This is a genomic window from Micromonospora sp. NPDC005254 (assembly GCF_042872525.1).
Taxonomy (GTDB): domain Bacteria; phylum Actinomycetota; class Actinomycetes; order Mycobacteriales; family Micromonosporaceae; genus Micromonospora.
Genome location: NZ_JBIAKM010000001.1, coordinates 60,232 through 84,555, shown reverse-complemented (window position 1 = coordinate 84,555; position 24,324 = coordinate 60,232). Strand labels below are relative to the sequence as shown.

Genomic DNA, 24,324 nt, shown 5'->3' with positions numbered 1-24,324 from the left:
CCCACCCCACCCCACCCCACCCGCCACCCACCGCGGCGATCATGAAGTTATTGCCACCGATATCGGCGTGTCGGCGCAATAACTTCGTGATCAACGGGCGGGAGACCCCGGGCGGGGGCCCGGGGCGGGGGAGGGGTTAGGGGAGGGTTAGGCGGGTTTGGAGGGCTTTGGCTGCTGTTCGTTCGCTGCGTTGTTCGGTGACGTACGCGAGGCGGACCGCCTCGTCGGCGCAGGACCGCGCCTCCGCCGCGTGGCCGCAGGCCGCCAGCGCCTCGGCGAGCACGCTCGCCGCGATCACCTGACTGCGCACGTCCTCGGCGGGCGCGGTGACCGCCCGTCGGGCCCAGTCCAGCGCCTGCTCCCGCTGACCGTGGGCGAGCAGCGCCGACGCGTACCGGGCCATGGTCTGGCGGCGGGAGAAGAGCAGGGAGGGCGCGTTGGCGGCAGCCGTCGCCACCGGGGCGAGCAGCCCGACCGCGGTCGCCGGATCACCGGCGGCCAGTCGGGCGGTGGCCAGCAGCACCCGGGGCGCGACCTGCGCCGGCGCCTGCGGGTTGTGCGGTTCGACGGCCGTCAGCACCGCTCGGGCGGCCTGCTCGGCGGTCTCGTGGTCGCCCATGTCCAGCGCCACGAAGCCGCGCAGCGTGCCGGCCATTCCGGTGAGCAGCGGGTGTGAGGTCTGGTCGGCGTACGCCAGGGCGTCGGTGAGCAGGTCGGCCGCGTGCTCCGGCTCGCCCAGCCCACGGGCCACGACGGCCCGGACGACCAGCGCGAACCCGCGCCCCCAGTCGTCGGACGCGGCGGCGAACTCGCGGTACGCCCGGCGGGCCTCCCGGTCCGCCTCGGCCAGCTCGCCCAACTCGGCGGTGGCGAACGCCGCGACCGCGCGCAGCGTGCCCACCGCCCACGCCTCGCCGACCCGCTCGCCGAAGGGCAGGAAGACCTGCGCCATCCGGCACGCCTCCCGCAGCCGACCGGCGAGCAGCCGGGCGAACGCGGTGGTGCCCCGCAGCCAGGCCCGCCCGTACGGGTCCTTCAGTTCGGCGAAGAGCCGGGCGGCCCGGCCGAGGACGGCATCGGTGCCGGCGAAGTCACCCCGGGTCGTGGTCACCCAGGCCAGGTTCTGCAGCGACCAGGCCTGCCCACGCCGATCCTGTGCGCTGAGGCTGACCTGGTAGGCGGCAGCCAACCGGCTGCTCGCCTGGCTGAGCCGACCGGCCACGAAGTCGCCCATGCCGAGCCGACGCATGGCGGACGCGCGCAGCGCGGGCAGCCCGCCGGCCGTGGCCACCTGCAACGCCTCCTGCCAGGCGGCCTCCGCCCGACCCTGGTCGCCGAGGGTCTGCTGGGCCTGCCCGGCGAGCAGCAGGGCGCTGGCACGGGTGGCTTCGTCCCCCGCGTTGGCGGCGATCTTCTCGGCGAAGGCGAGCGCGTCGGCGACCCGGCCGATCTGCAGCAGCGCACGGGCGTGCACCACCCGGTCGGTCGCCGGTATCCCGTCGCGGGCCAGCTCGCTGGCGCGTTCGGCGTACTCGACGGCGAGCGCGGGCTCCCCGGCGGACAGCGACCGGCGGGCGGCCCGGCCGAGCGCGGCGACCCCGAGCGGGACCACGGCGCGGGCCGGCGCGTCCGGTCGCAGTTTCACCGCGTCGGCGAGCGTGGCGGCCCGCTGGACGTGCATGGCGACGAAGTCGTCGCGTGCCTCCTCGGTGAACCCGCCCACCCCGCCGGTCGTGACCCCGTCGACGGGCGCCGCCCAGCGGGCCAGCGCGGCGTGCCGCTCGGCCAGTTCCGCCTTGCTCACCCCGGCGTACGCGGCCTCTCGCATGAGCGGGGTGGCGAACGCGTAGCCGGCGCGGGTGCGGTGCAGCATGCGGCGTTGCAGCAGCTCCTCGACGGCCCGGTCGAACTCCACGGCGACCACCGCCGAGGGCCTCCCGTCGCGGCCGGCTCGCTGCTCGCGCAGCGCCTCCAGCGCGCCGGTCGGCACCGTGTCACCGACCACCGCCGCGTCCCGCAGGACGGAACGGGCGTCCGGTGGCAGCGCGTCGATCCGGGCGGCCAGGACGGCCGCGAGGTCCCGGGAGAGCAGCCGGCTGCCCAGGGAACCGGGTACGAGGCGCCAGCCGGCCGGCGTGCTCGGGTCACCGGACGCGGGCCGCTCGGCGGTCAGCGCGCCGCGTTCGATCAGCAGGGTGACCAGCTCCGCGAGGTAGAACGGGTTGCCCTGGGCGGTGGCGAGCAGTCGGTCCGCGTCGGCCGGTGGCAGCTTCCCGCCGCCGAGGTAGCTGGTGAGCAGCCGGGCGGCGTCGGCGCCCCGCAGCGGCGGCAGGGAGTGCACCTCGGCGTCCGCGACGCGGGTCAGCGCACCGGCGGTGCGGACCAGCTCGGGGCGGCCGAGCAGCAGCACGAGCACCGGGCCGGTGAGTCGGGAGAGGGTCCCCCCGAGAGCGCGGATGGTTTCGGGGGTGGCGTCGTGCAGGTCGTCCACCACGATCACCAGGGGCGCCTCCGAGGCGAGCCCGCTGAGCAGGTCGGCGACGGCGTTCGGCACCGCCTCGGCATCGGCGGGCGAGGCGGTCGTGCTGCCCCACTCGCCGTTGTCGGTGCCGCCGTGCACGGGCAGTTCGGCGTACCCGAGCAGGGTGAGCAGTTGGTCGGTGGCGATCGCGGGCGTCTCGCCGGCGGAGCGGGCGAGCCGCTGACCGAGCCGCCGCAGCCGCTCCTCCACGGCCGGCCGGGTCAGCGCGGTTGCCGCGTCACCGGGCAGACCGACCGCAGCACGGACCAGGTCGGCCAACGGCGCGAGCCTGCGCCGCTCACCGAAGGCGGCGCACCGCACCGAGAGCACCCGGGCGCCGGTGTGCGCGGCGTACCGGCCGGCGCCCACGTCGTACCCGGCGGCGAGGCGCTCGACCTCGGCGGCGAACCGGGACTTGCCGATGCCCGCCTCGGCGGTCATCAGCAGCACCCTCGGGTCACCCTGGTCGATCACCTCGGCGAGTCGGCCGGCGACCCGGCCGATCTCGGTCTCCCGGCCCACGTAGGGCGCCTCGTCGCCGAGACCCGACCGGGTGCCCGGCGCGTCCAGCAGGCCCAGCAGCTCGTACGCCTCGACCGGCTCGCGCTTGCCCTTGAGCCGCAGCGGGCGCAGCGCGCGCCAGGAGGCGACGTGCCGGGTCGCGGCGGCGGTCCGTCCGCCGGCGTAGACCGCGCCGACCGCGGCGGCGTCGGCCAGCCGGGCTGCGGTGTTCACCGTGTCGCCGATGACCGTGTATTCGATGGCCGCCTGGATGCCGGCGATGACGTCGCCGGTGTTCAGGCCGACCCGCAGGCCGAGCGGCGCACCGCCGCCGCGCTCGTCGTCGAGCACCCGGCGCACGGCCCGCTGCATGGACAAAGCGGCCCGGACGGCCCGTTCGGCGTCGTCCTCGTGTGCCACCGGCGCCCCGAAGACCGCCATGATCCCGTCGCCGGTCAGCTTGTCGACGTGCCCGCCGAACGTCTTCACCGCCCCCGCGAGGGAGGCGAGCACCCGGTCGGTGACCGCTCCGACCCGCTCCGGGTCGAGGTCCTCCGACCAGGAGGTGAATTCGGAGAGGTCACCGAAGAGCACAGTGACGACCCGACGCTCGGCCGCCGGCAACGTGGCGGCGGCCGGCAGCGCGGCACCGCAGTTGTGGCAGAACCGTGCGCCGGGGACAGCGACAGTTCCGCACACCGGGCAGGTCACATGTGCTCCAACCCACTGACCCCCGGCGCGGATTCCCCGGTGTCGACGCCCAGATACTCCAACTGAGCACGGACCGACCATTCCGCGGCCCACCAGAGCGAGCGGTCCACGTCGGCGTAGACCGCCGCGACCACGTCCGCCGGTGTCCGCGCGCCGGCGGCGACCGCCGCCCGGACCTGGTCGAGGCGGGCCCGGCGGTGGGCAAGGTAGAAGGTGGCGGCGGCGGCGCAGTCGGCCAGCGCCGGGCCGTGCCCGGGCAGCGCCGGAATTCCGGTGTACGCGGACAGCAGCTCCAGGCTGCTCAGGTAGTCGCCGAGGTGCCCGTCGGGGTGGGCCACCACGGTGGTGCCGCGGCCGAGAATGGTGTCACCGGTGAGCACCGCCCGCTCGTCGCCGTGCTCGACGACGAAGCAGACCGAGTCGGCGGTGTGCCCCGGGGTGTCCAGCAGTCGGATGCCCAGGCCGAAGCCGCCCAGGTGCGCATCGGTCAGGGGCGTACCGCCGATGGTGTGCGCCGGGTCGACGGCGAGGACGTGCACCCCGCCGAGCAGTTCGCTGAGCCGGGCGGCGCCCTCGGTGTGGTCGGGGTGGCCATGCGTGATCAGGATCAGCGCGATCGGGCCGTGCGCGGCGATCGCCGCCAGGTGCCCCTCGTCGGCCGGCCCGGGGTCGACGACCACCGCCGGTTCACCCGGTGCCGCGCGCAGCAGCCAGGTGTTGGTGCCGTCGAGGGTCATCGGGCCGGGGTTCGGCGCGCGCAGCAGTGTCACCCAGCTCGGCAGCCTGTCGGCCAGCGCCGCAGTCGCCCCCGTCACGTGCCCGCTCATGGCTGCGATCGTACGACCCCGCCCGCCACGGCCCGCGATCATGCAGGTCCAGCCCCTGATTCATCCCTGTTCAGGGCTTTCCTCCGGGCGCGACGGCGCACGATCGCGGGACGGTGGCGGTGCGGTCAGGCGACCTCGACGATCAGTTCGATCTCCACCGGGGCGTCCAGGGGCAGCTCGGCGACCCCGACGGCGCTGCGGGCGTGGCGGCCGGCCTCGCCGAAGACGGTGCCGAACAGGTCGGAGGCGCCGTTGATCACGGCGGGCTGGCCGATGAAGCCGGGGGCCGAAGCCACGAACCCGGTCAGCTTGACCACCTTGACCACGTTCTCCAGGCCGACCAGCGAGTCGACGGCCGCCAGCGCGTTGAGCGCACACCGCTGGGCCAGGTCCTTGGCCTGCTCGGCGGAGATGCCGGCACCGACCTTGCCGGTCGCCAGCAGCTTGCCCTCGGCGATCGGCAGCTGGCCGGAGACGTACACGTGCTGCCCGGACTGCACGGCCGGCACGTAGCTGGCCACCGGCGGCACCACGTCGGGCAGTTCGAGGCCCAGCTCGGCGAGCTTCGCGTGGGGGCCGTTGCTCATGCCTTGGGCCGCTTCAGGTACGCCACCAGCTGGTCGGGGTTGGGGCCGGGGACCACGGCGACGAGTTCCCACCCGTCCTCACCCCAGTTGTCGAGGATCTGCTTGGTCGCGTGGACCAGCAGAGGGACCGTGGAGTATTCCCACTTCTGCATCGCTGGAGGGCTCCCTCGTGGTGCGGACTTCGTCGGGCACAGCCTACGGTCCGCTGGCCGGACGAGGCGCGGGACGCTGCTCCGGCGTGGCCGGCAGCTCTCCACAGGGCCCCTGGTGCTCGTACCCCTGGGGGCAGCGCGACCGGTCGGGCAGCAGCAGGTCGCAGAAGACCCGGTGGCGGTTGTTCTGGTCGTCGGCGTTGGACACGGTGGTCTCGCCGGCGTCCAGCTCCGGTAGGAAGCCCAGCGACTCGGCGACTCGACCGGCCAGCAGGGTCGCCGAGGCCAGGTCGGGCACCCGGATCGGCAGGTGGATGACGAACCCGGGCTCGTCGTCGTCCCGCAGCCGCTCGCCGGGCCGGCTCGACCCCCGGATCACCTCCGGGGGCTCCGGAACCCGACGGTACGACCGCTCGTTGATGGGCAGGCTGCCGAACGGCCCGCCGGCCACCTCTCCCACGGACCCGGGCCGGCGTTGCCGCTCGTTCGTCGGGAACTGGGTGCGAGGGATGTTGTCCGCATCGCGCATGAACTGCCTCCGGTCGTACCTCTCGGACCACGCTTCCGGCCCGGACCATTCATCCGTTCCGGCCCCCGCACCGGACGAAGGTAGGTCCACGGCGACAGTCCCGCCAACAGGACGCGCACGATCAGTCACCGGCAGTCACATATGCGACAGATGTTGGGCAGGAATCCCGACTGCGAGTGATCTCACGGTCTGGACGTGCGCGCGATGCCAAGCACCGCGCGGTAGGGGCGACACCGAACCGGCGGCTGGCCGCTACCCTTCCGGTCGGACGGTCGCACAGCGCCCGGCCGCCCGCTCGATCTCGCTCGGCGCCAGGGGTGGCGGCCGGGCGCCGCACCCCCGGGGGAACGAGATGACCCAACCGCCCAGCGGCGACCAGGCCGGCCCGCGCGCTCTTCCGTCGGCGCCCCCGGATTCCGCCGGTCAGCCCGAGACGCCGACCATCCCCGGACAGCCCGGCCCGACGGCCTCCGGCCAGTCCGATCCGGCGCCTTCCGGCCAGCCGATCTCCGGGCAACCCGACCCGACCGCCCCCTTGAGGGAGTCCGACGGGGCGACCGTCCAGGAGCGTCCCGGCTCGCCGACCGCCACCCAACCCGGCCCGGCCGCCCAGCCCGCACTTCCCGGCCCGGCCGCCCCTGCGGGCCCGTTCGCCGCTGCGGGCCCGTCCGCCCAGCCAGGCCAGCTCGCCCTTCCCGGGCAGCCCGCTCATCCCGGACAGCCCGCGCCGGGGGCGCTCCCCGCGCAGCCGGGCGTGCCGACCCAGCCCGGCCCGCCCGCTGGCGTCCCGCAGACCGACGACCCGGCCGGCACGCCGCAGTCCCCCGGGGCCCCGGGTGCGATCCCACCACCCCCGCCCGGCTACCCGCCGTACCAGGGCACCGTCGAGCCGAAGAAGAAGCGCGGCCTGCTGATCGCCGCCATCGCGCTGGTCGTGATCATGGTGCTCTGCGTGGGCGGCGGCGTCGTGGCGTTCCTGACCCTGCGCAACGCCGAATCCGGCGAGGGCGCGAAGGAGCCGGCGGTCGCCGTCGACGAGTTCCTCACCGCCGTCTACAAGGACCGGGACGCGACCAAGGCCGCCAGTCACGTCTGCGCCGCCTCTCGGGACGACAAGAAGATCGCGGCGAAGGTGGCCGAGGTGCAGAAGTACGCGTCCGAGTACCAGAACCCCCGGTTCAAGTGGACCACCCCGAAGGTCGACAACCAGACCGGCGACCGGGCCACCGTCTCCACGCGCATCACCATGACCACCGCCGACGAGAAGGTGGCCGACCAGGACCTGCGCTTCACTGTGGTGCAGAAGACGGGTTGGTGGGTCTGCGAGGTCGCCTGACCGGCAAGCCTGGATAGGCTCGACGGGTGCGTGCAGCTGAGCGGCCGTCCGACCCGGCCGGTACCGGATGGTCGGCCCGCCTCCACGTGGTGACCGGCAAGGGCGGCACCGGCAAGACCAGCGTGGCGGCGGCGCTGGCCCTGGCGCTGGCCGCCGGTGGCCGGCGCACCCTGCTGGTGGAGGTGGAGGGCCGGCAGGGCATCGCCCAGCTCTTCGGCATCGAACCGCTGCCGTACGAGGAGCGGCACCTCGCCGACACGCCGGACGGCGGTGAGGTGCGCGCGCTCGCGGTGGACGCCGAGGAGGCGTTGCTCGAGTACCTCGACATGTTCTACAAGCTGGGCGCGGCGGGCCGGGCCCTGCGCAAGCTCGGCGCCATCGACTTCGCCACGACCATCGCCCCGGGTCTGCGTGACGTGCTGCTCACCGGCAAGGTGAAGGAGGCCACCACCCGGACGTCGGGGCAGCGGCGCGCGTACGACGCGGTGGTGCTGGACGCGCCGCCCACCGGTCGGATCGGCCGCTTCCTCAACGTCACGGCCGAGACGGCGCGGCTCGCCAAGGTCGGCCCGATCAAGACCCAGAGCGAGGGGGTGTCCGCGCTGTTGCGCTCCCCGATGACCGCCGTGCACGTGGTCACGCTGCTGGAGGAGATGCCGGTGCAGGAGACGGTGGACGCCATCGCCGACCTGACCTCGCTCGGCTTCGGTATCGGGAAGGTGATCGTCAACGGCGCCCGACCTCCGGTGCCGGCCGGCCCGGCGGTCACCGCCGCGGAACTCCGGCGCGGCCTGGTCGCCGCCGGGCTGCCGGCCGATCAGGACATCGTGGCCGGGTTGCACGACGAGGCGCGAGACCAGCTCATCCGACGCGAACTGGAGGATTCGCTCCGCGCCGACCTGGTGGAGTTGGGGCTGCCGATGGTCGAGCTGCCGTTGCTGCCCGACGGGGTGGACCGGGCGGCCCTCACGGCACTGGCCCGCGCCCTCGTCAGCGCCGATTGACTCACACCTGAGCTCGGCACGGGCGCATGGACCGACGCGGCCCGATACGCTCGATTGGTGCCTTCCGAAGACGCGGCGCCGCAGCTGGACGTCGACCAGATCCTCGCCGACCCGGGCGTGCGGATCGTCGTGTGCTGCGGTGCCGGCGGGGTGGGTAAGACGACCACGGCCGCGGCGCTGGCGCTGCGGGCCGCCGAGCACCATGGCCGGCGCACGGTGGTGCTCACCATCGACCCGGCACGCCGGCTGGCCCAGTCACTGGGCCTGACCGAGCTGGACAACACACCCCGTCAGGTCAAGGGCATCGACGTCGAGGCCAGCGGCGGTGAGCTGCACGCCATGATGCTGGACATGAAGCGCACCTTCGACGACGTGGTGCTCCAGCACACCGACCCGGCGAAGGCCGCGGAGATCTTCGCGAACCCGTTCTACCAGGCGATGAGCTCGACGTTCGCCGGCACGCAGGAATACATGGCGATGGAGAAGCTGGGCCAGCTGCATGCCCGGGGCGAGTGGGACCTGATCGTGGTGGACACTCCGCCGTCCCGCTCGGCGCTGGATTTCCTGGACGCGCCGGCCCGGCTGTCCCGCTTCCTCGACGGCCGGATGCTGCGTCTGCTGCTGGCACCGGCGCGCAGCGGCGGACGGAGCATGTTCAGCCTGGTCACGGCCTCGTTCGGGATGTTCTCGAAGGTGGTGCAGAAGGTGCTCGGCGCCCAGTTGCTCACCGACCTGTCCGGCTTCGTGGCCGCCCTCGACTCGATGTTCGGGGGTTTCCGGCAGCGGGCCGAGCAGACGTACCGCATCCTGCAGGCGCGGGAGACGGCCTTCGTGCTGGTCGCGGCGCCGGAGCCGGACGCGGTCCGGGAGGCCGCCTACTTCGCGGGCCGGCTGCGGGAGGAGAAGATGCCGCTGGCCGGCCTGGTGCTCAACCGGGTGCACCGACCGGTGGTCCCGGAGCTGGACGCCGAGCAGAGTGGGGCCGCCGCGGAGCGGCTGGCCGAGCTGGGTGGGCACGAGGCCACCGCCGACGTGCTGCGGGCGCACGCCGCGCTGGCCCGTCAGGCGGTACGCGAGCAGCAGGTGGCCGCGCGGTTCACCGAGGCGTTCCCGGCGGTGCCGGCGGTGTCGGTGACGGCGCAGCCCGCCGACGTGCACGACGTCGACGGGCTGCGGACGATCGGCGCGGCGATCGGCCGGTCGTGACCGGCGTCAGGTGGCCGCGCTGACGAGGATCTTGTCCTTGCCAGCCTTGTCCTTGCTGTTCTTCTTCATCGCTGCCTCGAACATCTTGCGCCAGCTCGTCACCTGTGGGTGCCGACGCAGCAACGCCCGGCGTTCGCGTTCGGTCATACCGCCCCACACACCGAACTCGATCCGGTTGTCCAGCGCGTCGGCCAGGCACTCGTACCGAACTGGGCAGCTCCGGCAGATCCGCTTCGCCACGTTCTGTTCGGCGCCCTGTACGAACAACGCGTCCGGGTCCCCGTTCTGACACGCCGCCAGCGACGGCCAGTCAGTGATCATGCCCATGTGTACACGTCCCCCCTTGCAGTACCTACCGACCTCGTTGCACGGCAGCCGGCAATTTCCCCCCGGTCGCCCGGCCGCCTTCCCCAAGGCGGTGCGGACGACATGTGGCGCTGTCGCCGCCATCATCATGCTCTGTAGTCGGCTGATTACGCAACGTTGTCGGCGAAATCCATCATTCCGGACACTCCCGGCTTCCCGGGCTCTCGACCGCCGGTTACCCCGCCGAGGTCGGCGAAAACGCTGCGGAGCCTCCGCCGAACGGTGGAGACTCGCGCCAGGTCACACGCAACCTCGTACGGGGGGTCATGCGTTTAGCACAACGAGGGCAGCGCACGCAGGAAATGGGGAAAGAACGCCCCAGCGCCCCTCGTTCCCTACTCGCGTACCATGCCGAGGTGACCTGGATGCGGAAACGTGACCACAATGTGCTGACCAACGCCGCATCGCTGCTCATATGTGGCCTGTTGGCTGGCGTGGTGGTCGCTGCGGCGGCCTTCCCCGCGGTGGCGATGTCCGGCCTGGCCGCCAAGGCCGGCGCAGAGACATTCGGCAACCTGCCGACGGAGCTGACGGTGGCCCGCGCGCCACAGATCAGCTACCTGCTGGCGTCGGACGGCAAGACGCCGCTGGCGACGATGTACGACGAGAACCGCCGCGACGTGAAGCTCGCCGACATCTCGCCGTACATGGTCAAGGCCATCATCGCGGCCGAGGACCACGACTTCTACAAGCACAACGGCGTCGACATCAACGGTGTCGCCCGCGCGTTCGTCAACAACCAGAGCGACGGCGCCGGGCGTCAGGGCGCCTCGACGCTGACCATGCAGTACGTCCGGCTGGCCATCGCCTACTCGGCCACGCATCCGGCCGACGTGGTCGCCGCGACCGAGGACACCAGCGCCCGCAAGCTGCGTGAGATGCGGCTGGCCCTGCAGGTCGACAAGGAGTTCTCCAAGGACGAGATCCTGACCCGCTACCTCAACCTCGCCTCGTTCGGCAACGGCGCGTACGGCATCTACGCCGCCAGCCAGGTCTACTTCGGCAAGCCGCCGAGCAAGCTGAAGATCGAGGAAGCCGCGCTGCTGGCCGGCATGGTGAAGGCCCCGACGACCAACGACCCGACCACCAAGAGCGGCTACCCGCTGGCGCTGGACCGGCGTAACTACGTCATCCAGAACATGGTCGACACCAAGGCCATCACCCAGCAGGAGGCCGACGCCGCCAAGGCGGTCAAGTTGAAGGTGCAGGACAAGCGCACCCCGAACGGCTGCGTCGCCACAAACGTCAACAGCTGGGGCTTCTTCTGCGACTACTTCTACCGCTGGTGGATGCAGCAGGAGACGTTCGGTTCGACCTCGTACGACCGTGAGCGGCGCCTGAAGAGCGGCGGCTACACCGTCGTGACCTCGATCGACGTCCAGGCACAGAAGGGCGCGGACGCGGCGGTTCGCCGGGCCAAGAAGGAGACCAGCAAGGAAGCCGCCATGGTCGCCGTGGTGGAGCCGGGCACCGGGCGGGTGCGGGCGCTCGCGGTCAACCGGCAGTTCAAGCTGGACGATCCGAAGAACCCGAAGAACAAGATCTCCAGCGACCCGGCGAAGAGCAGGCGCGGCATCAAGGGCAACTACCCGGCGACGGTCAACCCGCTGCTCACCGGCGGCGACGGCATCGCCGGCTACCAGGCCGGCTCGACGTTCAAGATCTTCACCATCGTCGCCGCGCTGGAGAAGGGCATCCCGCTCAGTTATTCGTTCAACGCGCCGCAGCAGTTCAAGTCGGAATACATCATCGACAGCAGCAGCCCGGCGGCCTGCCCCGGCACCCACTTCTACTGCCCGACCAACTCCGGCAAGAAGGCCGGCGGCGTGCAGAACATGTGGAGCGCCTTCGCCCAGTCGATCAACACCTACTTCGTGCCGCTGCAGCAGCAGGTCGGCGCCGAGAACGTGGTCGACGTCGCCAAGCGGGCCGGCATCCAGTTCCGGGCCAGCAACGACGCCAAGTTCGCCGCCACCAAGGACTCGGCCCACCAGTGGGGCGCCTTCACCCTGGGCGTCTCCTCCACCACGCCGCTGGACCTGGCCAACGCGTACGCGACCCTCGCGGCGGACGGCAAGTACTGCGAGCCGATCCCGGTGCAGGAGATCCGCGACCCGGAGGGCAAGAAGCTCGACATCGCCAACCCGCGCTGCGAGAAGCGGTTCAGCACCGACGTGGCCCGCGCCGCCGTGGACGCCGCCCGCTGCCCGGTCGGCGACAACTCCAAGACCAGCAAGTGCGGCAGCAGCCGCACCGCCGCGGTCGTGAAGGGCATCGTCGACGCGCCGGTGGCCGGCAAGTCCGGCACCACCGACTCCGAGAAGACCGCCGCGCTGGTCGCGATGACCAAGCAGTACGCGGTGGCCGGCATCATGGCCGACCCGGACTGGCCGCAGACCAACGTCAAGATGAAGCACGCCGAGAAGGACGGCATCAACCCGCCGGTGTACGAGACGCTGCGGGACGCCATGAAGGGCAAGCCGCGGATCAACTTCGAGCCCCCGGGCCAGAAGATCTCCGAGGGTGACCAGCGCAGCATCCCGGACGTGAAGTGCCAGCCGGTGGAGACCGCCAAGTCCCGGATCAAGGGCGCGGGCTTCGAGCCGATCGTCTCCGAGGCGAAGGTCGCGTCCCCCTGCCCGGCGGGCACCGCCGCCGGCACCAACCCGGACGGGCGCACCATCAAGGGCGGCCCCGTCACCATCCAGATCAGCAGCGGTGGCGGCACCCCGCCGGACGGCAACAAGCCGGCACCTCCCGGTGGCACGCCCGGTCGACCCGGCGGCCGCCCGAACGGCTGAGCCGACGAGCAGGACACACGAACGGGCGGGCACCCACTGCGGGTGCCCGCCCGTTTTCGTCGGTCCGAACCGGCAGATCAGAGGCCGAGCTGTCGGCGTACCTCGGCGGCGACCCGACCGCCCTCGGCCTGGCCGGCCACCGCGGCCTGGGCCGCCTTCATGGCCGGGCCCATCTGGGCCTTGCCGGTGAAGCCGCCCGCGGCGAGCGCCCCCGCGACCAGCTCCGTCAGCTCGGCGTCGGAGAGCTGCCTGGGCAGGTAGCGGTCCAGCACCTCACCCTCGGCGGTCTCCTTCGCCGCCTGCTCGGCGCGGCCCGCGTCGGCGAAGGCGGTGGCCGCCTCCCGGCGCTTCTTGGCCTCCTTGGTCAACACCGCGAGCACCTCGTCGTCGGTGAGCTCGCGCTTGGCCTTGCCGGCCACCTCGGCGGTGCCGACGGCGGCCAGGGCCATCCGCAGCGTGGAGGTGGTCAACTCGTCGCGCGCCTTGAGGGCGGAACGCATGTCGGCGGTGAGGCGGTCCTTCAGCGTGCTCATGGACGGTCAAACTACCCTGAACGCCATGCGAAAGCGCACACTATTCCGCCTCGCCGCCGGAACCGCCGCGGTCGGCGCGACCACACTCGCGTACGCGTCGCTCGTCGAGCGCAACATGTTCACCCTCCGACGGTACGACGTGCCGGTGCTGCCGTCGGACGCGGAGCCGCTGCGCGTGCTGCACCTGTCGGACCTGCACATGATGCCCGACCAGGCGCGCAAGCAGCGCTGGGTGGCGTCGCTGGCCGCCCTCGACCCGGACCTGGTCGTGGTGACCGGCGACAACATGGCGCACCCGGGCGCGGTGCCGGGCGTGCTGCGGGCGCTGCAACCGCTGCTGGACTACCCGGGCGCGTTCGTGTTCGGCTCCAACGACTACACCGGGCCGGTGCTGAAGAACCCGTTCACCTACTTCCTGCCCGACCGGGAGTACACCGAGGGCGTCGACCTGCCCTACGAGGAGTTGCGTCAGGTGTTCACCGGCGCCGGCTGGGCGGACCTCAACAACGCCCGGACCACCCTCAAGGCCGGTGGCCGGCAGCTCGACCTGGTCGGCGTGGACGACCCCCACATCAACCGGGACGACTACCCGGCGGTGGCCGGCGCGGTCTCGTCCTCGGCCGACCTGTCCATCGCGCTGACACACTCCCCCGAGCCACGGGTGCTCGACCAGATGGCCGCCGACGGCTTCGGCCTGCTGCTGGCCGGGCACACCCACGGCGGACAGGTCTGCGTCCCGGGGTACGGCGCGCTGGTGACCAACTGCGGCCTGCCCCGCTCGATGGCACGTGGGCTGCACCGGTGGCCGGGGTCGGACTCCTGGCTGCACGTCTCCGCCGGCCTCGGCACCCACCCGACCGCACCGATCCGCTTCGCCTGCCCTCCGGAGGCGAGCATCCTGACCCTCATCCCCCGCTGACCTGTCGTGCCCCGCCTCCCCGGCCGCCCCTGACCACCCGCCCCGCCGTCGCCCCGCCCGCCCCGCCGTCGCCCCAAGATCCGCGCAGTATCGGGGATGTTGCTGCCTCGCTGTGCCGGGAGGCAGCAACATCGGGGAAGTTGTGCGGATCTTGGCGGCTCCGAGCGCGATTCGGCCGGGTCGGGCGGCGGGGGTACCGAGTTTGACCATCGGAGCGGGTGGGCTACTATTTGTCGGCACGCCTCGGGGTGTGGCGCAGCTTGGTAGCGCGCTTCGTTCGGGACGAAGAGGTCGTCGGTTCGAATCCGGCCACCCCGACCAGAGGTAAGAGGGCACATCCGCTCGACGGATGTGCCCTCTGCACATTCCGCGGCGTACGCCATTGAAAGATCATCAATCCGTTCGGGCGGCTCCCCGGCCGCCCGAACGGGGGTTGCCGCCCGTCAACCTCCCAGGGTTTGATGCGCTTGATCATCCGTTCAGCGGAGCGGATGGCACACGGGGAGGAACATTCCACTGTGATCAGATCAAGGCCGCGCCGTGCCGTCGTCGGCACACTCGCGCTGGCGATGGGCGTCAGCGGGCTCAGTCTCATCTCCACCGCGAGCGCCGCCGTCGCGGCACCGCACTACGACGGCCCGCCGGCCGTGCAGGTCGGCTGGACCGACTCGGCGACGCCGAAGAAGGCATACCCCATCGACAGCGAGACCAACATTCCGCTCGGCACCTGGCAGGACGACGCGGGCAAGAGCCACACCTCCCGGGTGTACGCCACGTACGACCTCTCCGCCTACGAGGGCAAGAAGATCTACGGCGCGAATGTGTTCCTCGACGAGCGCAGCGCCGCCGACTGCAGCAAACGGGCCGTCGAAATCTGGCGGACGAAGCCGGTCACCGCGACGCCGACCTGGAACCGGGCACCCGAACCGCTCACCAAGCTCGGCGAGGTCCTCACCCCGGTACAGTTCTGCCCTGGGGCCTCCATCACCTTCGACGTCGGCGCGGCGGTGCAGGATGCGGTGGCGCACCGGCAGCGTCACATCACCTTCGAGATCCGGGTGCCGGAGCAGTTCGAGAGTGACGCCTCCTACGGCCGAGGGCTGCACCCGTACCGCGGCGTCAAGTTGACCACCCAGTTCAACTCCGTGCCACAGATCGACAGCGCCCACCTCTACAACGGTGGTCTTGCCTGCACGCAACTGAAGCCGTATCCGCGCATCAGCGGGTTCGCCACGGTGCTACAGGCCGTCGGTTCCGACGCCGACGGGGACGACGAGCGCGCCGTCAAGACCGAGGTCGCCATCTGGCCCAAGGCCACGCCGGACGCTCGCCAGACGTTCATCGGCGAGCACGGCATCTCCGGTCGGGCCAACACGGTCAACCTGCCCGAGGGCACCCTCACCGACGGCGAGTCGTACGCTTGGCAGGCCCGGGTGACCGACGGCGCCGACACCTCGGCGTGGTCGAAGAAGTGCTTCTTCACCTACGCAAGCACCGCGCCCGGCGTGCCGACCGTCACCTCGTCCAACTACCCAGCGGACGGCACCGGAGAGCATGCGCCGGCCGGCGTGCCGGCCGTCTTCACCTTCTCCGGCAACGGCAACAAGGACGTGGCCGGCTTCCGGTACTCCTGGCGCGGCCTGGGTGTCAACACCTGCTCGGCCAGCGGTGAATACGGTCAACTGGTCTGCTTCGATCCGTTCAGCAGCTCGGGGGCGGTCAAGGCGAACACCGCCGGTGGGTCCGCGACCGTGACGGTCAACCCGATCGGCTTCGGGCCACAGACATTGACCGTCCGTTCCATCGACCTCGCCGGCAACGTCTCGCAGACCGTCGAGTACCGCACCTTCGTGCCGTGGACCGCACCTGAGATCCAGGTGGAGAGTGGTCAGCCCGAGTGGGGGCAGGAGGTGGTGCTGAAGTTCGTACCGGCACCCGGTGTCACCGGCGTCCGTGAGTACGAGATCACCCTGGACGGCGGGGACCCGGAGAAGCGGCCGGCCCAAGAGGACGGCACGGGCTACTTCAGCTTCGTCGCCAACAGGGTGGACGGGCACAACATCACGGTCCGCAGCCTCAGCGACAACGGGTTCGTCTCACCGGAGAGCAACTGGTCCACGTACTTCGACCCCGGCCCCGGGGTGAAGTCCGACGTCTACTACTCGCCGGACGGTTCGCCGGTCGGCGGGGTGGGGGTCGAGGGCACCTTCACCTTCTCCCCGCCGCCGGGCTGGACGGACACCGCGGCCTACCGGTACAGCTTCAACAATGCCGAGGCGATCGAGGTGGCGGCCGACGCGAACGGCCGGGCCACGATCACCTGGACGCCGACCGCCAGCGGGTTCATGGACCTGACCGTCTACGCCGTCCGCGCCGACGGCACGGTCAGTGACTACCCGAACTGGTACTACTTCGACGTGGCGGCCTCCGCCTCCTGACGTACCCCGCGGGGGTGGCCACCGGTGTGGCCGCCCCCGCGGATCAGTCCTGCCGTTCGGTGCGCTCGATCTCGGTGAACGCGGCGGCCAGATAGTCGTTCAACGGCACGCCCGTCACCGCCAACAGGTCGGCCACGAGCAACGGGGCATGCCGGGCCAGGGCGGGCGCGTCCGGCCGCGACTCGTCGCCCTCGGGGTCGTACACCCCGAGCGCTCCGGCGAGCAGGACGAGCACCACGTGCGGGTCGACGTCCGACCGCCACCGCATCGCGTCCTGCACGCAGCGGGTCAGCACCTGGCGGATGTCGTCGCCGGCCAGCCCTTCCGGGTGGCCCTCCTCCAGCAGGAGCCGAACCACCGTACCGAGCACCAGACCGGACCGGTCGTCAGCCGCGAGATCGGCGACCGCCTCGTCGTACGCCTGATTGTCGCGGGCCTGGGCGGCGGCGACGGCCGCTGTGGCGGTCACCGCGATGGCGCGGGCGGTAGCGGGCAGGTGTCGCCAGGTGCCGGTCATCGGGCCAGCATCGCAGACCGGGCGGACACCGACGATCGCCGTGGGGTTGGTCACCCGGCGGCCCGGGAACAGCGTCGCCGCTGCAAAACGGTTCGCGGGGCGTCACACCCACCGAACAGAATGCCGGACATGCTGCGTCGATCCCTGCCCCGTCGTCCGGAAGCCCGCCGGATCCTCCTCGGCACCCTGCTGTCGGCGATCGGGCGGGGCCTGACCCTGCCGTTCCTGTTCATCTACCTCACCGACGTGCGCGGGCTCACCGACACCCGCGCCGGTCTGGTGATCGGCTGGTACGGCGTCGTCACCCTGGCGTTGTCGCCGCTGGGCGGGACGCTCATCGACCGGTTCGGCGCGCGCCGGGTGGTGGTGCCGTGCTTCGTGATCGAGGCGATCGGCACCGGTTCGCTGGCGCTGGTCCACTCGACCGGCTCGGCCCTGCTCGTGATGACCGTGATCGCCGTCGGCAGCTCGGCGATCTGGTCCGGGCAGAACACCATCCTCGCCTCGCTCACCGACGACGGTGAGCGGCAACGGGTCTTCGGACTGAACTTCGCGCTGCTCAACCTCGGCATCGGCATCGGCGGCATGACGTCCGGCGCGATCGTCGACACGGCGCGGCCCGGCACCTTCCAGACGATCTACCTGCTGGATGCGGTCAGCTACCTGATGCCGGCCCTGATCCTGTTGACCCTGCCCGGCGTCGGCCACCGACTCGGCCACCGCTTAGCCGGCGACGGGCCGTCGAGCGGCGGCTACCTGACCGTGCTCCGGGACCGCCCGTTCCGCCGGCTCGTGATCTTCGGTCTGGTCCTCACCACCTGCGGGTACGCCCAGGTCGAGGTCGGCTTCGCCGCGTACGCCGTGCGCGTCGCCGAGGTGAACCCCCGGGTGGTGGCGTGGGCGCTCGCGGCCAACACCGTGATGATCGTGCTCGCTCAACTGCTGGTGATCCGCCGGATCGAGGGGCGCAGCCGCACCGGCGCGCTCGCCGTGGTCGGGGCGGTGTTCGCCGTCGCCTGGCTGGTCCTCGGCGTCGCCGGCGTGATCAGCACCGGCAACGCCCTGGTGGCCGCCCTGTGCGTGGTGGCCTGCTCGGCGATCTTCGGCCTCGGTGAGACGCTGCTGTCGCCGGTGATGCCGGCGCTGACCAACGCGCTCGCCACCGACGAGCTGCGCGGCCGGTACAACGCCATGAGTTCCATGATCTTCGGGATCAGCGGTGTGATCGGCCCGGTGACCGCCGGCCCGCTCATCGGCGCGGCCAACGGCATGGTCTGGGTCGCGGTGGTGGTCGGCGGCTGCCTGATCGCCTCGCTCATCGCGCTCTCGCTGCGCCGACTGCTCACCGTCGACCAGGACGGCCGCCCGACGATCACCACGCCCGCCCCGGCACCCACCCCCGTCTGACGACCCGTCCCGCGTCCCGCGTCCCTTGCAGCAGCGGCCGGTGCCCGGGGACGGGTCGGGCCCCGGAGCGGGTGCTCCAGGGCCCGATCGTTGCGGGGTACGCCGTCAGGCGGCGGGGACCTCGGCGGTGGTGCGGATGCGGTCGAGCGTCGGGGCGGAGACCGGCGACTTCGCGGTCAGGTACGCCACGAACGCGTCCAGGTCGATCTGGCCGGTGACCTGGTTGGTTCCGGCGGTGAGGGCGCTGAAGCCGTCGCCCCCGCCGGCCAGGAAGTTGTTCACCGTCACCCGGTAGGTGGCGGCGGTGTCGACGGCGGTGCCGCCGATGGTGAGGCTGCCCCGGACCACGCGGGTGCCGGCGCACGGGTCGGCGACGGTGCCGGTGGTGCCGGCCGGGTCGACCACATAGCCGACGGTCGACGACGGGTACAGCGTCCGGCCGGTGACGAACTGCTGTTCCAGTACGCAGTAGAGCTGCGCACCGGTCAGGTCGAGCGTCACCAGGTTGTTGGCGAACGGCTGCACCGTGAACGCCTCCTCGTAGGTGACCGGGCCGGCGTTGAGGTCGGCCCGGACCCCACCCGGGTTCATGAAGGCGGCGACCGCATTCTGCTCGTCATCGGTGGCGGCGAGCTGCGCGTCGGCGATCAGGTTGCCCAGTGGCGACTCACCCAGGGTCGTACCGAAGAGGGTTTCCTGGGTCTTGGTGATCGCGGTGGTGGTCTCGCCGACCTGGCGGCCGGCGACCGGGCCGAGCACCGTCTTGTACTTGTCGATCAGGGCGGTCTGCTTCGGGTCCTTGGCGACGTCGCGGGTGACCACGACGTTGTTCGCGGAGGCCGAGAGCACGTCCCCGGAGCGGCGGTCGATCTTCAGGTCGATGTCGGTGACCAGGCGGCCGAACGAGCTGGCGCTGGTGACCAGCTTGCCGTTGATGTTGCAGTTGTACGCCTGGTGGGTGTGGCCGCTGACGACCACGTCGATCGACGGGTCCATCCGGTTGGCGATGTCCACGATGGGCCCGGTCATGCCGACGCAGTCGTTGATGCCACCGGTCGCCGCCTGGGCACCACCCTCGTGCAGCAGCACGACGATCGTCTCCACGCCCTTGCGGCGCAGCTCGCGGGCGTACCGGTTGGCGGTCTCCGCCTCGTCGGCGAAGGTGAGGCCCGCGACGCCCTGCTGGCTGACGATCTGCGGGGTGCCCTCCAGGGTCATCCCGATGAAGCCGACCTTGACGCCCTGCACCTTGTGGATCGCGTACGGCGCCATGAGCGGCTTGCCGGTGGCGGTCTTGAAGGCGTTGGCGGACAGGTACTGGAAGCCGGCGCCCCGGTACGGGGTGCCGTCGGCGCAGCCGTCGACCGGGTGGCAGCCGCCGTTCTGGATCCGCAGCAGCTCGGCGGCGCCCTCGTCGAACTCGTGGTTGCCGACGCTGGCGTAGTCCAGCCCGGCCATGCTCAGCGCCTCGATGGTCGGTTCGTCGTGGAACGCGGCGGAGAGCAGGGGGGACGCGCCGATCAGGTCACCGGCGGCGACGGTGATGGTGTTCTTCTTCTTGGCGGCGGCGCGCAGCTCGGCCAGGTGGGTCGCGAGGTATTCGACGCCTCCGGCGGTCTGCCCGGCGATGGTGCCGCTGGAGCCGCTCGGGGGTTCGAGGTTGCCGTGGAAGTCGTTGAGCGCCAGCAGGGTGACGTCGACCGGCTTCGGTCGCGCGTCGGCCTGCTCGGGGGTGGTGGCGACCGCGCCGAGCGCTGCCACCGCGAGCGCGGTCAGGCCGACAGCGGCCCGACGCATCCCGGGTATGGACATGGAACTCCTCGTGAGAATCGGCGCGTGCGGTGGCCGGCCTGTGGGTCGAGCGGCCGCCGTCGACGCCGTCGGAAGGATCGATCACGCTTGCGGGCGGTTGGGGCGTCGCCCGCCCGGCCAGCCTCTCATCCGGACGCTCACAGGTCGAGCCGAGCAGCACAGCAGAGCTGCGAATACACCGATTGGTCCACCATCGGTCACCGACCACATCTCGTCGATCGACGTCCGCGGCGAACGCCGCCGGCGGTCGACCGGCGGCGTCCGCTTGCTCAGCAGGAGGTGTAACTGCCCTTGCTGCCCCAGGAGCAGGAGTCGATCTGCTTCCCGGCCGAGTCGCGCAGGTACGCGCTGTCGCCGGTGTTGTTCCAGATGTACGCGCCGGACCCCCAGTAGCGGTGGGTCGACGTGTTCTTGCCCTTTCCAGTGTGGATGTAGACACTCGCTCCGGCGGCGAGGCGGACGTCGCCACTGAAGGTGTAGACATGGCGCGCCTTGTCCCGCAGCGTCCAGGACTTCAGGTTGATGGTGCTCGACCGCCGGTTGGTGAGGCGGACGTACTCCGCGTTCAGGCTGGAATTCGAGCGGTTGTCGCTGCCGGGCGAGTTGTAGTAGACCTTGGTGATCTGCACCGACGGAGTCGCGGCCTGCGCCGGTCCGGCGGTGGCCAGCGTGGCAGCGAGCGTCCCGGCGAGCGCGAGCGCGAGACCGATCATCTTCTTCGTCATTCCGTCTCCTCACTCCGTGCGCCGGCCGACGAACGCCGACGCAGTCGTTCCACGTGTGACGTGGAGCGCTGACGCTAGCGGCGGGACGGGGCGGGCGTGGCCAGCGAGGAGGACGCGTCGCCAACTCGATCCGGGCGGTGGAGCGTGGTGCGCCGGTCGGTGCGCGGCGACGCTGCCCGGCAGTTCGGACCGGTCGACCTTCGGACGCGTCCGGACTCTCACCGGCCCGTCCATCCGGTCCGATGATCTCGTCGGTCGATCCGGCCGGTGGATCATCGCCGCCGATCCGGGCGGAAGCCGGGCTTGGCCGGTCAGCCGGTGGTGAGTGCGTCGCGGACCAGAGTCGTCACCGCGTCGAGGGGCCAGCCGTCCGCGACTCCGGGGCGCTGTGCCAGGTAGTCGGCGATCCGCTCGGCGGCCCAGCCGTGTGACTCGTGCAGCCCTCGGGCGATCATGCGCAGGTAGGCCGGTGCCGGTGGCCGGCACCGCACGGCCGACGCCGGCTCGGGGGCGGTGAAGGTGAGCAGCGGGACGCCGGCGCGCAGGCCGGGGCAGATCAGGGTCTCGTAGCGGCCGGGGCCGAGCGTCGCCCGCCCCTCGGCGACGGCGGTGTCGACTGCCGCGCCGGCCGCCGGGACGAGGTCGGCGGTGTCGCCGGTCGGGCGGTACATCTCCTGAGCGGCGATGTCGGTGAACTGCTCGATGGTGACCAGGTAGGCCCGTGCGGCGGCCTCGCCCGGCAGCTGCGGGTCATAGAACGCCATCCCGCCGGTCCACGCGCCGGACTCGCCGGCGAAGTAGATCCCGCCGGGCAGCCACACCGGCGCCGACCGGCTCGGTGGGCGAGGGTCGCGGCAACCCGGGTACGTCCGCCGGCCGCCGGGCGGGCAGCCGCCGACGATGTACCAGGCCAGCCGGGCGGCGTGCATGTTCGAGCCGTACGCGACGTACCAGACGGTGCCGGGCATGGGCGGTGCGCTCAGAAGCCGCAGGTCTGGCCGGCCGAGTGGCTGACCTGCACGACGTGGGTCACGCAGCCGCCTGGCTCGATGCGGTGCAGGAGGAAGGCGGTCGGCTCGGCGACCCAGCCGATCACCTCGTCCGTGGCCATCGTGAGGGTGCTCTGCTTCCAGGTGCTGGGCGCCACGGTGAGCACCGTGCCCGCGTACCCCACGGTGACCGTGCGGTGCAGGTGCCCGGCGGCGACCCGCACGACGTGCCGGTGCCGGCCGACCACCTCGGCCAGCGCGGGCCCGTCGGCGAGCCGGATGGTGTCCGCCGCCGGGATGCCGACCGCGACCGGCGGGTGGTGCAGGAAGATCGCGGCGGGCACGTCGGGCCTACCGGAGAGCACGCCGTCGAGCCAGCCGAGCTGCTCCTCGCCCAGGTTGCCGCCGCCGCTGCCGGGGGTGAGCGAGTCGAGCACGACGACTGTCGCCGCCTCGTGGTCGACGTGGTAGTAAGCGGAGAACCCGCCGCCGAGCCAGGGCGTGCCGCCGAACGCGTCGAGCAGCGACTCCCGGTCGTCGTGGTTGCCGGCGGCCAGGTACACCGGAAGCGGGAACCGGCCGATCAGGTCGCGCAGCGCGGCGTACTCGTCGGGTCGGCCGTGGTCGACCAGGTCGCCGGTGATGACCACGCAGTCGGGTCGCGGGCGCAGGGCCAGCACCCGGCCGAGCGCCCGGTGCAGCCCGGCGGCGGGCTCGGCGGCGAGCAGGCCGGTGGTCACGTGCGGATCACTGAGCTGGGCGATGAGCATGAGTGCTCGCCTCCTCGGCGACGGGAGTTCCACGCTATCGCCCGCCGCCTCTTCCCACAGGCTGCGTCCACAGCCTGTGGATAGCACATGTGTACGAAGCCCGGAGGGTTCCCTCAGCGTGGGTACGCTTGATCGCGCAGACCCTCCCCTACCTGGAACGACGTGCGAGTGGATCATCAGCGAGTCATCCGTGACGTCACCGTCCGCCTGTCGATGGCGTCGACCGCGCCGGAGGCCTGTCGGCGGACGGTCGCCGCGCTGTCGCGCCACACCCCGGCCACCATCTCGGTGCTGCTCGAGGCCCACGACCGGCTGCGCTGCGTGGCGGCGACCGGCGCGTGGCAGGTCTTCGCGACCGTCCCGGCGCGCACCGGGATCGTCGGCCGGGTGTACGCCACAGACGTCGCGGCGGTGGTCCCGGACGTCACCGCCGACCCGGACTACCTTCCGGTACGCCCGGACGTGACAGCTGAGCTGTGCGTGCCGGTGCGCGACCCGGCGGGCCGGGTGATCGGCGTACTGGACCTGCAGTGGAGTGGGCCTGTCGACCTGGAGCCGTGGCGGGAGACCGCGCAGCGGCTGGCGGCCCGACTCGGCGCCCGCATCGCCGCAGTGGGCGGCCCTCCGTCAGAGAGCCGGAGCGAGAAGCTGCTCCGGCACGCCGCCGCGCTCTCCGCCGCGCCGACCGAGGAGGCCGTGATCGGCGCGGCGACCTCCGCCGCCCGGGAGGTGTCCACCCTCTCCACCGCGGTGCTGCTGACCGGCGGCCCGGAGGGCGCCCAGCTCGGGCCGCCGCCGCTGGCCGGGTGCGAGTTGGAGACCCGCATCCGGGCGGAGTTGGCTGAGGCGGGGCCGGAGGCTCTCGGCCGGATGATCGAGCGGGCGCACCGGTACGGCGCCGGGTACACGCTGGGCGAGGCGGGGCACCCGCCGACCGAGGACTACCGGCCGCTGACCCGGGCCGGGGTACGCACGCTGATCGCCGTTCCGGTGGGTCCGCCGGACGCGGGTGGGGCGCTGCTCGTCGCCGACGAGCGGGCGCTGCGGCCGGACCCGACCACGGTCAGCCTCATGGAGCTGCTCGCCGGGCAGGTGTGGACCAGCCTGGACCGGCTGCGCACGCTCGTCCGGCTGCGGGAGCAGGCCAGCTCGGACCCGCTGACGGGGCTGCGGCACACCGGCCCGTTCGGGCAGCGGATCGCGGCGGCCACCCCGGGGCGTACGGCTCTGCTGGCGATCGACGTGGACGGCTTCAAGACGGTCAACGACACGTACGGCCATCAGGCTGGCGACCAGGTGCTGGTCGGGCTCGCCCGGGCGCTGGAGGGGGCGTTGCGGCACGGCGACGAGCTGTACCGGATCGGCGGCGACGAGTTCGTCGCGGTGATCGAGGTGAGCCGTCCGGAGGAGGCGGTCCGGATCGCCGAGCGGTTGACCGAGGCGGCTCGACGGACCGGTCGCACGATCAGCGTCGGCGTCGCGTTGCCCCGCCCCGGCGAATCCCCCGATGGCACCCTGCGAAGAGCCGACCAGGCCCTCTACGCGGTGAAGCGCCAGGGCCGGGACGGAGTCCACCTGGCCGCGGCGTGAAACCTCCCGCCGATCCTGCGCTTCCGGTCGTCGTCTTGTCGCTCTGATCCCTCGTGCCGGCGCAGAAACCGCGAGATCGCCGC

20 protein-coding genes and 1 tRNA gene are annotated in these 24,324 nt (G+C 72.1%); 9 read left to right on the top strand and 12 right to left on the bottom strand.

Going from position 1 to position 24,324, the window contains the following annotated elements:
* Window positions 1–136: 136 nt before the first annotated feature.
* From ACFYPR_RS00390 to ACFYPR_RS00370, 5 genes are all read right to left on the bottom strand, one after another.
* On the bottom strand, window positions 137–3,733 hold the full coding sequence (locus tag ACFYPR_RS00390; protein ID WP_387258132.1) for an adenylate/guanylate cyclase domain-containing protein: 3,597 nt from the start codon (window positions 3,731–3,733) through the stop codon (window positions 137–139).
* The gene (locus ACFYPR_RS00385; RefSeq protein ID WP_387258130.1) at window positions 3,730–4,560 is read right to left on the bottom strand and encodes an MBL fold metallo-hydrolase; all 831 of its coding nucleotides are present in this window, start codon (window positions 4,558–4,560) and stop codon (window positions 3,730–3,732) included. Before ACFYPR_RS00385 ends, ACFYPR_RS00390 begins: the two co-directional genes overlap by 4 nt.
* Before the next feature lie 125 nt (window positions 4,561–4,685).
* Window positions 4,686–5,147: a RidA family protein gene (locus tag ACFYPR_RS00380; protein WP_007466196.1), complete on the bottom strand. Its 462-nt coding sequence runs from the start codon at window positions 5,145–5,147 to the stop codon at window positions 4,686–4,688.
* Window positions 5,144–5,299 carry a DUF4177 domain-containing protein gene (locus tag ACFYPR_RS00375; protein WP_007466198.1) on the bottom strand — a complete coding sequence of 52 codons (156 nt, stop codon included), beginning with the start codon at window positions 5,297–5,299 and terminating at the stop codon, window positions 5,144–5,146. Before ACFYPR_RS00375 ends, ACFYPR_RS00380 begins: the two co-directional genes overlap by 4 nt.
* A 43-nt stretch (window positions 5,300–5,342) precedes the next feature.
* Complete coding sequence (locus tag ACFYPR_RS00370) at window positions 5,343–5,828, bottom strand: hypothetical protein (RefSeq protein ID WP_354856521.1); 486 nt, start codon at window positions 5,826–5,828, stop codon at window positions 5,343–5,345.
* A gap of 754 nt (window positions 5,829–6,582) precedes the next feature.
* Here ACFYPR_RS00370 and ACFYPR_RS00365 point away from each other — a divergent pair.
* The 3 genes from ACFYPR_RS00365 to ACFYPR_RS00355 are packed head-to-tail and all read left to right on the top strand — an operon-like array spanning window position 6,583 to window position 9,374.
* Entirely contained in the window at window positions 6,583–7,164 is a 582-nt protein-coding gene (locus ACFYPR_RS00365) for a hypothetical protein (protein ID WP_354856551.1), read from the top strand.
* A gap of 26 nt (window positions 7,165–7,190) precedes the next feature.
* Window positions 7,191–8,168: an ArsA-related P-loop ATPase gene (locus tag ACFYPR_RS00360; RefSeq protein WP_387258128.1), complete on the top strand. Its 978-nt coding sequence runs from the start codon at window positions 7,191–7,193 to the stop codon at window positions 8,166–8,168.
* Between the two features lie 54 nt (window positions 8,169–8,222).
* Window positions 8,223–9,374: an ArsA-related P-loop ATPase gene (locus ACFYPR_RS00355; RefSeq protein WP_354856516.1), complete on the top strand. Its 1,152-nt coding sequence runs from the start codon at window positions 8,223–8,225 to the stop codon at window positions 9,372–9,374.
* 6 nt (window positions 9,375–9,380) lie between these two features.
* Here the strand turns inward: ACFYPR_RS00355 and ACFYPR_RS00350 are convergent, their stop codons facing one another.
* Window positions 9,381–9,701, bottom strand: a complete 321-nt coding sequence (locus tag ACFYPR_RS00350; RefSeq protein WP_007466209.1) for a WhiB family transcriptional regulator — start codon at window positions 9,699–9,701, stop codon at window positions 9,381–9,383.
* 404 nt (window positions 9,702–10,105) lie between these two features.
* On the opposite strand from ACFYPR_RS00350, the gene ACFYPR_RS00345 reads away from it, so the two are divergent.
* Window positions 10,106–12,541 carry a transglycosylase domain-containing protein gene (locus ACFYPR_RS00345; RefSeq protein ID WP_354856514.1) on the top strand — a complete coding sequence of 812 codons (2,436 nt, stop codon included), beginning with the start codon at window positions 10,106–10,108 and terminating at the stop codon, window positions 12,539–12,541.
* 77 nt (window positions 12,542–12,618) lie between these two features.
* Here the strand turns inward: ACFYPR_RS00345 and ACFYPR_RS00340 are convergent, their stop codons facing one another.
* Window positions 12,619–13,074: a GatB/YqeY domain-containing protein gene (locus ACFYPR_RS00340; RefSeq protein WP_007466213.1), complete on the bottom strand. Its 456-nt coding sequence runs from the start codon at window positions 13,072–13,074 to the stop codon at window positions 12,619–12,621.
* Between the two features lie 25 nt (window positions 13,075–13,099).
* Here ACFYPR_RS00340 and ACFYPR_RS00335 point away from each other — a divergent pair, with 25 nt between their 5' ends.
* From ACFYPR_RS00335 to ACFYPR_RS00325, 3 genes are all read left to right on the top strand, one after another.
* Window positions 13,100–13,993 carry a metallophosphoesterase gene (locus ACFYPR_RS00335; protein ID WP_387258126.1) on the top strand — a complete coding sequence of 298 codons (894 nt, stop codon included), beginning with the start codon at window positions 13,100–13,102 and terminating at the stop codon, window positions 13,991–13,993.
* A gap of 244 nt (window positions 13,994–14,237) precedes the next feature.
* Window positions 14,238–14,314 (top strand) — tRNA-Pro (locus tag ACFYPR_RS00330).
* A gap of 197 nt (window positions 14,315–14,511) precedes the next feature.
* The gene (locus ACFYPR_RS00325; protein WP_387258124.1) at window positions 14,512–16,431 is read left to right on the top strand and encodes a hypothetical protein; all 1,920 of its coding nucleotides are present in this window, start codon (window positions 14,512–14,514) and stop codon (window positions 16,429–16,431) included.
* Window positions 16,432–16,474: 43 nt separating this feature from the next.
* Here the strand turns inward: ACFYPR_RS00325 and ACFYPR_RS00320 are convergent, their stop codons facing one another.
* Entirely contained in the window at window positions 16,475–16,948 is a 474-nt protein-coding gene (locus tag ACFYPR_RS00320) for a hypothetical protein (RefSeq protein ID WP_387258123.1), read from the bottom strand.
* 129 nt (window positions 16,949–17,077) lie between these two features.
* Here ACFYPR_RS00320 and ACFYPR_RS00315 point away from each other — a divergent pair, with 129 nt between their 5' ends.
* On the top strand, window positions 17,078–18,355 hold the full coding sequence (locus ACFYPR_RS00315) for an MFS transporter (RefSeq protein WP_387258121.1): 1,278 nt from the start codon (window positions 17,078–17,080) through the stop codon (window positions 18,353–18,355).
* Window positions 18,356–18,460: 105 nt separating this feature from the next.
* On the opposite strand, the gene ACFYPR_RS00310 is transcribed toward ACFYPR_RS00315, so the two are convergent.
* The 4 genes from ACFYPR_RS00310 to ACFYPR_RS00295 form a co-directional block, all read right to left on the bottom strand.
* Complete coding sequence (locus ACFYPR_RS00310) at window positions 18,461–20,167, bottom strand: bifunctional metallophosphatase/5'-nucleotidase (protein ID WP_354856497.1); 1,707 nt, start codon at window positions 20,165–20,167, stop codon at window positions 18,461–18,463.
* Between the two features lie 269 nt (window positions 20,168–20,436).
* Entirely contained in the window at window positions 20,437–20,892 is a 456-nt protein-coding gene (locus tag ACFYPR_RS00305) for a lamin tail domain-containing protein (RefSeq protein WP_354856495.1), read from the bottom strand.
* Between the two features lie 311 nt (window positions 20,893–21,203).
* Window positions 21,204–21,860 carry a histone deacetylase gene (locus ACFYPR_RS00300; protein WP_354856493.1) on the bottom strand — a complete coding sequence of 219 codons (657 nt, stop codon included), beginning with the start codon at window positions 21,858–21,860 and terminating at the stop codon, window positions 21,204–21,206.
* Between the two features lie 11 nt (window positions 21,861–21,871).
* Complete coding sequence (locus tag ACFYPR_RS00295) at window positions 21,872–22,651, bottom strand: phosphodiesterase (protein ID WP_387258119.1); 780 nt, start codon at window positions 22,649–22,651, stop codon at window positions 21,872–21,874.
* Window positions 22,652–22,819: 168 nt separating this feature from the next.
* Between ACFYPR_RS00295 and ACFYPR_RS00290 the strand changes: the two genes are divergently transcribed.
* Complete coding sequence (locus tag ACFYPR_RS00290) at window positions 22,820–24,241, top strand: diguanylate cyclase (protein ID WP_387258118.1); 1,422 nt, start codon at window positions 22,820–22,822, stop codon at window positions 24,239–24,241.
* Window positions 24,242–24,324 lie beyond the last annotated feature (83 nt).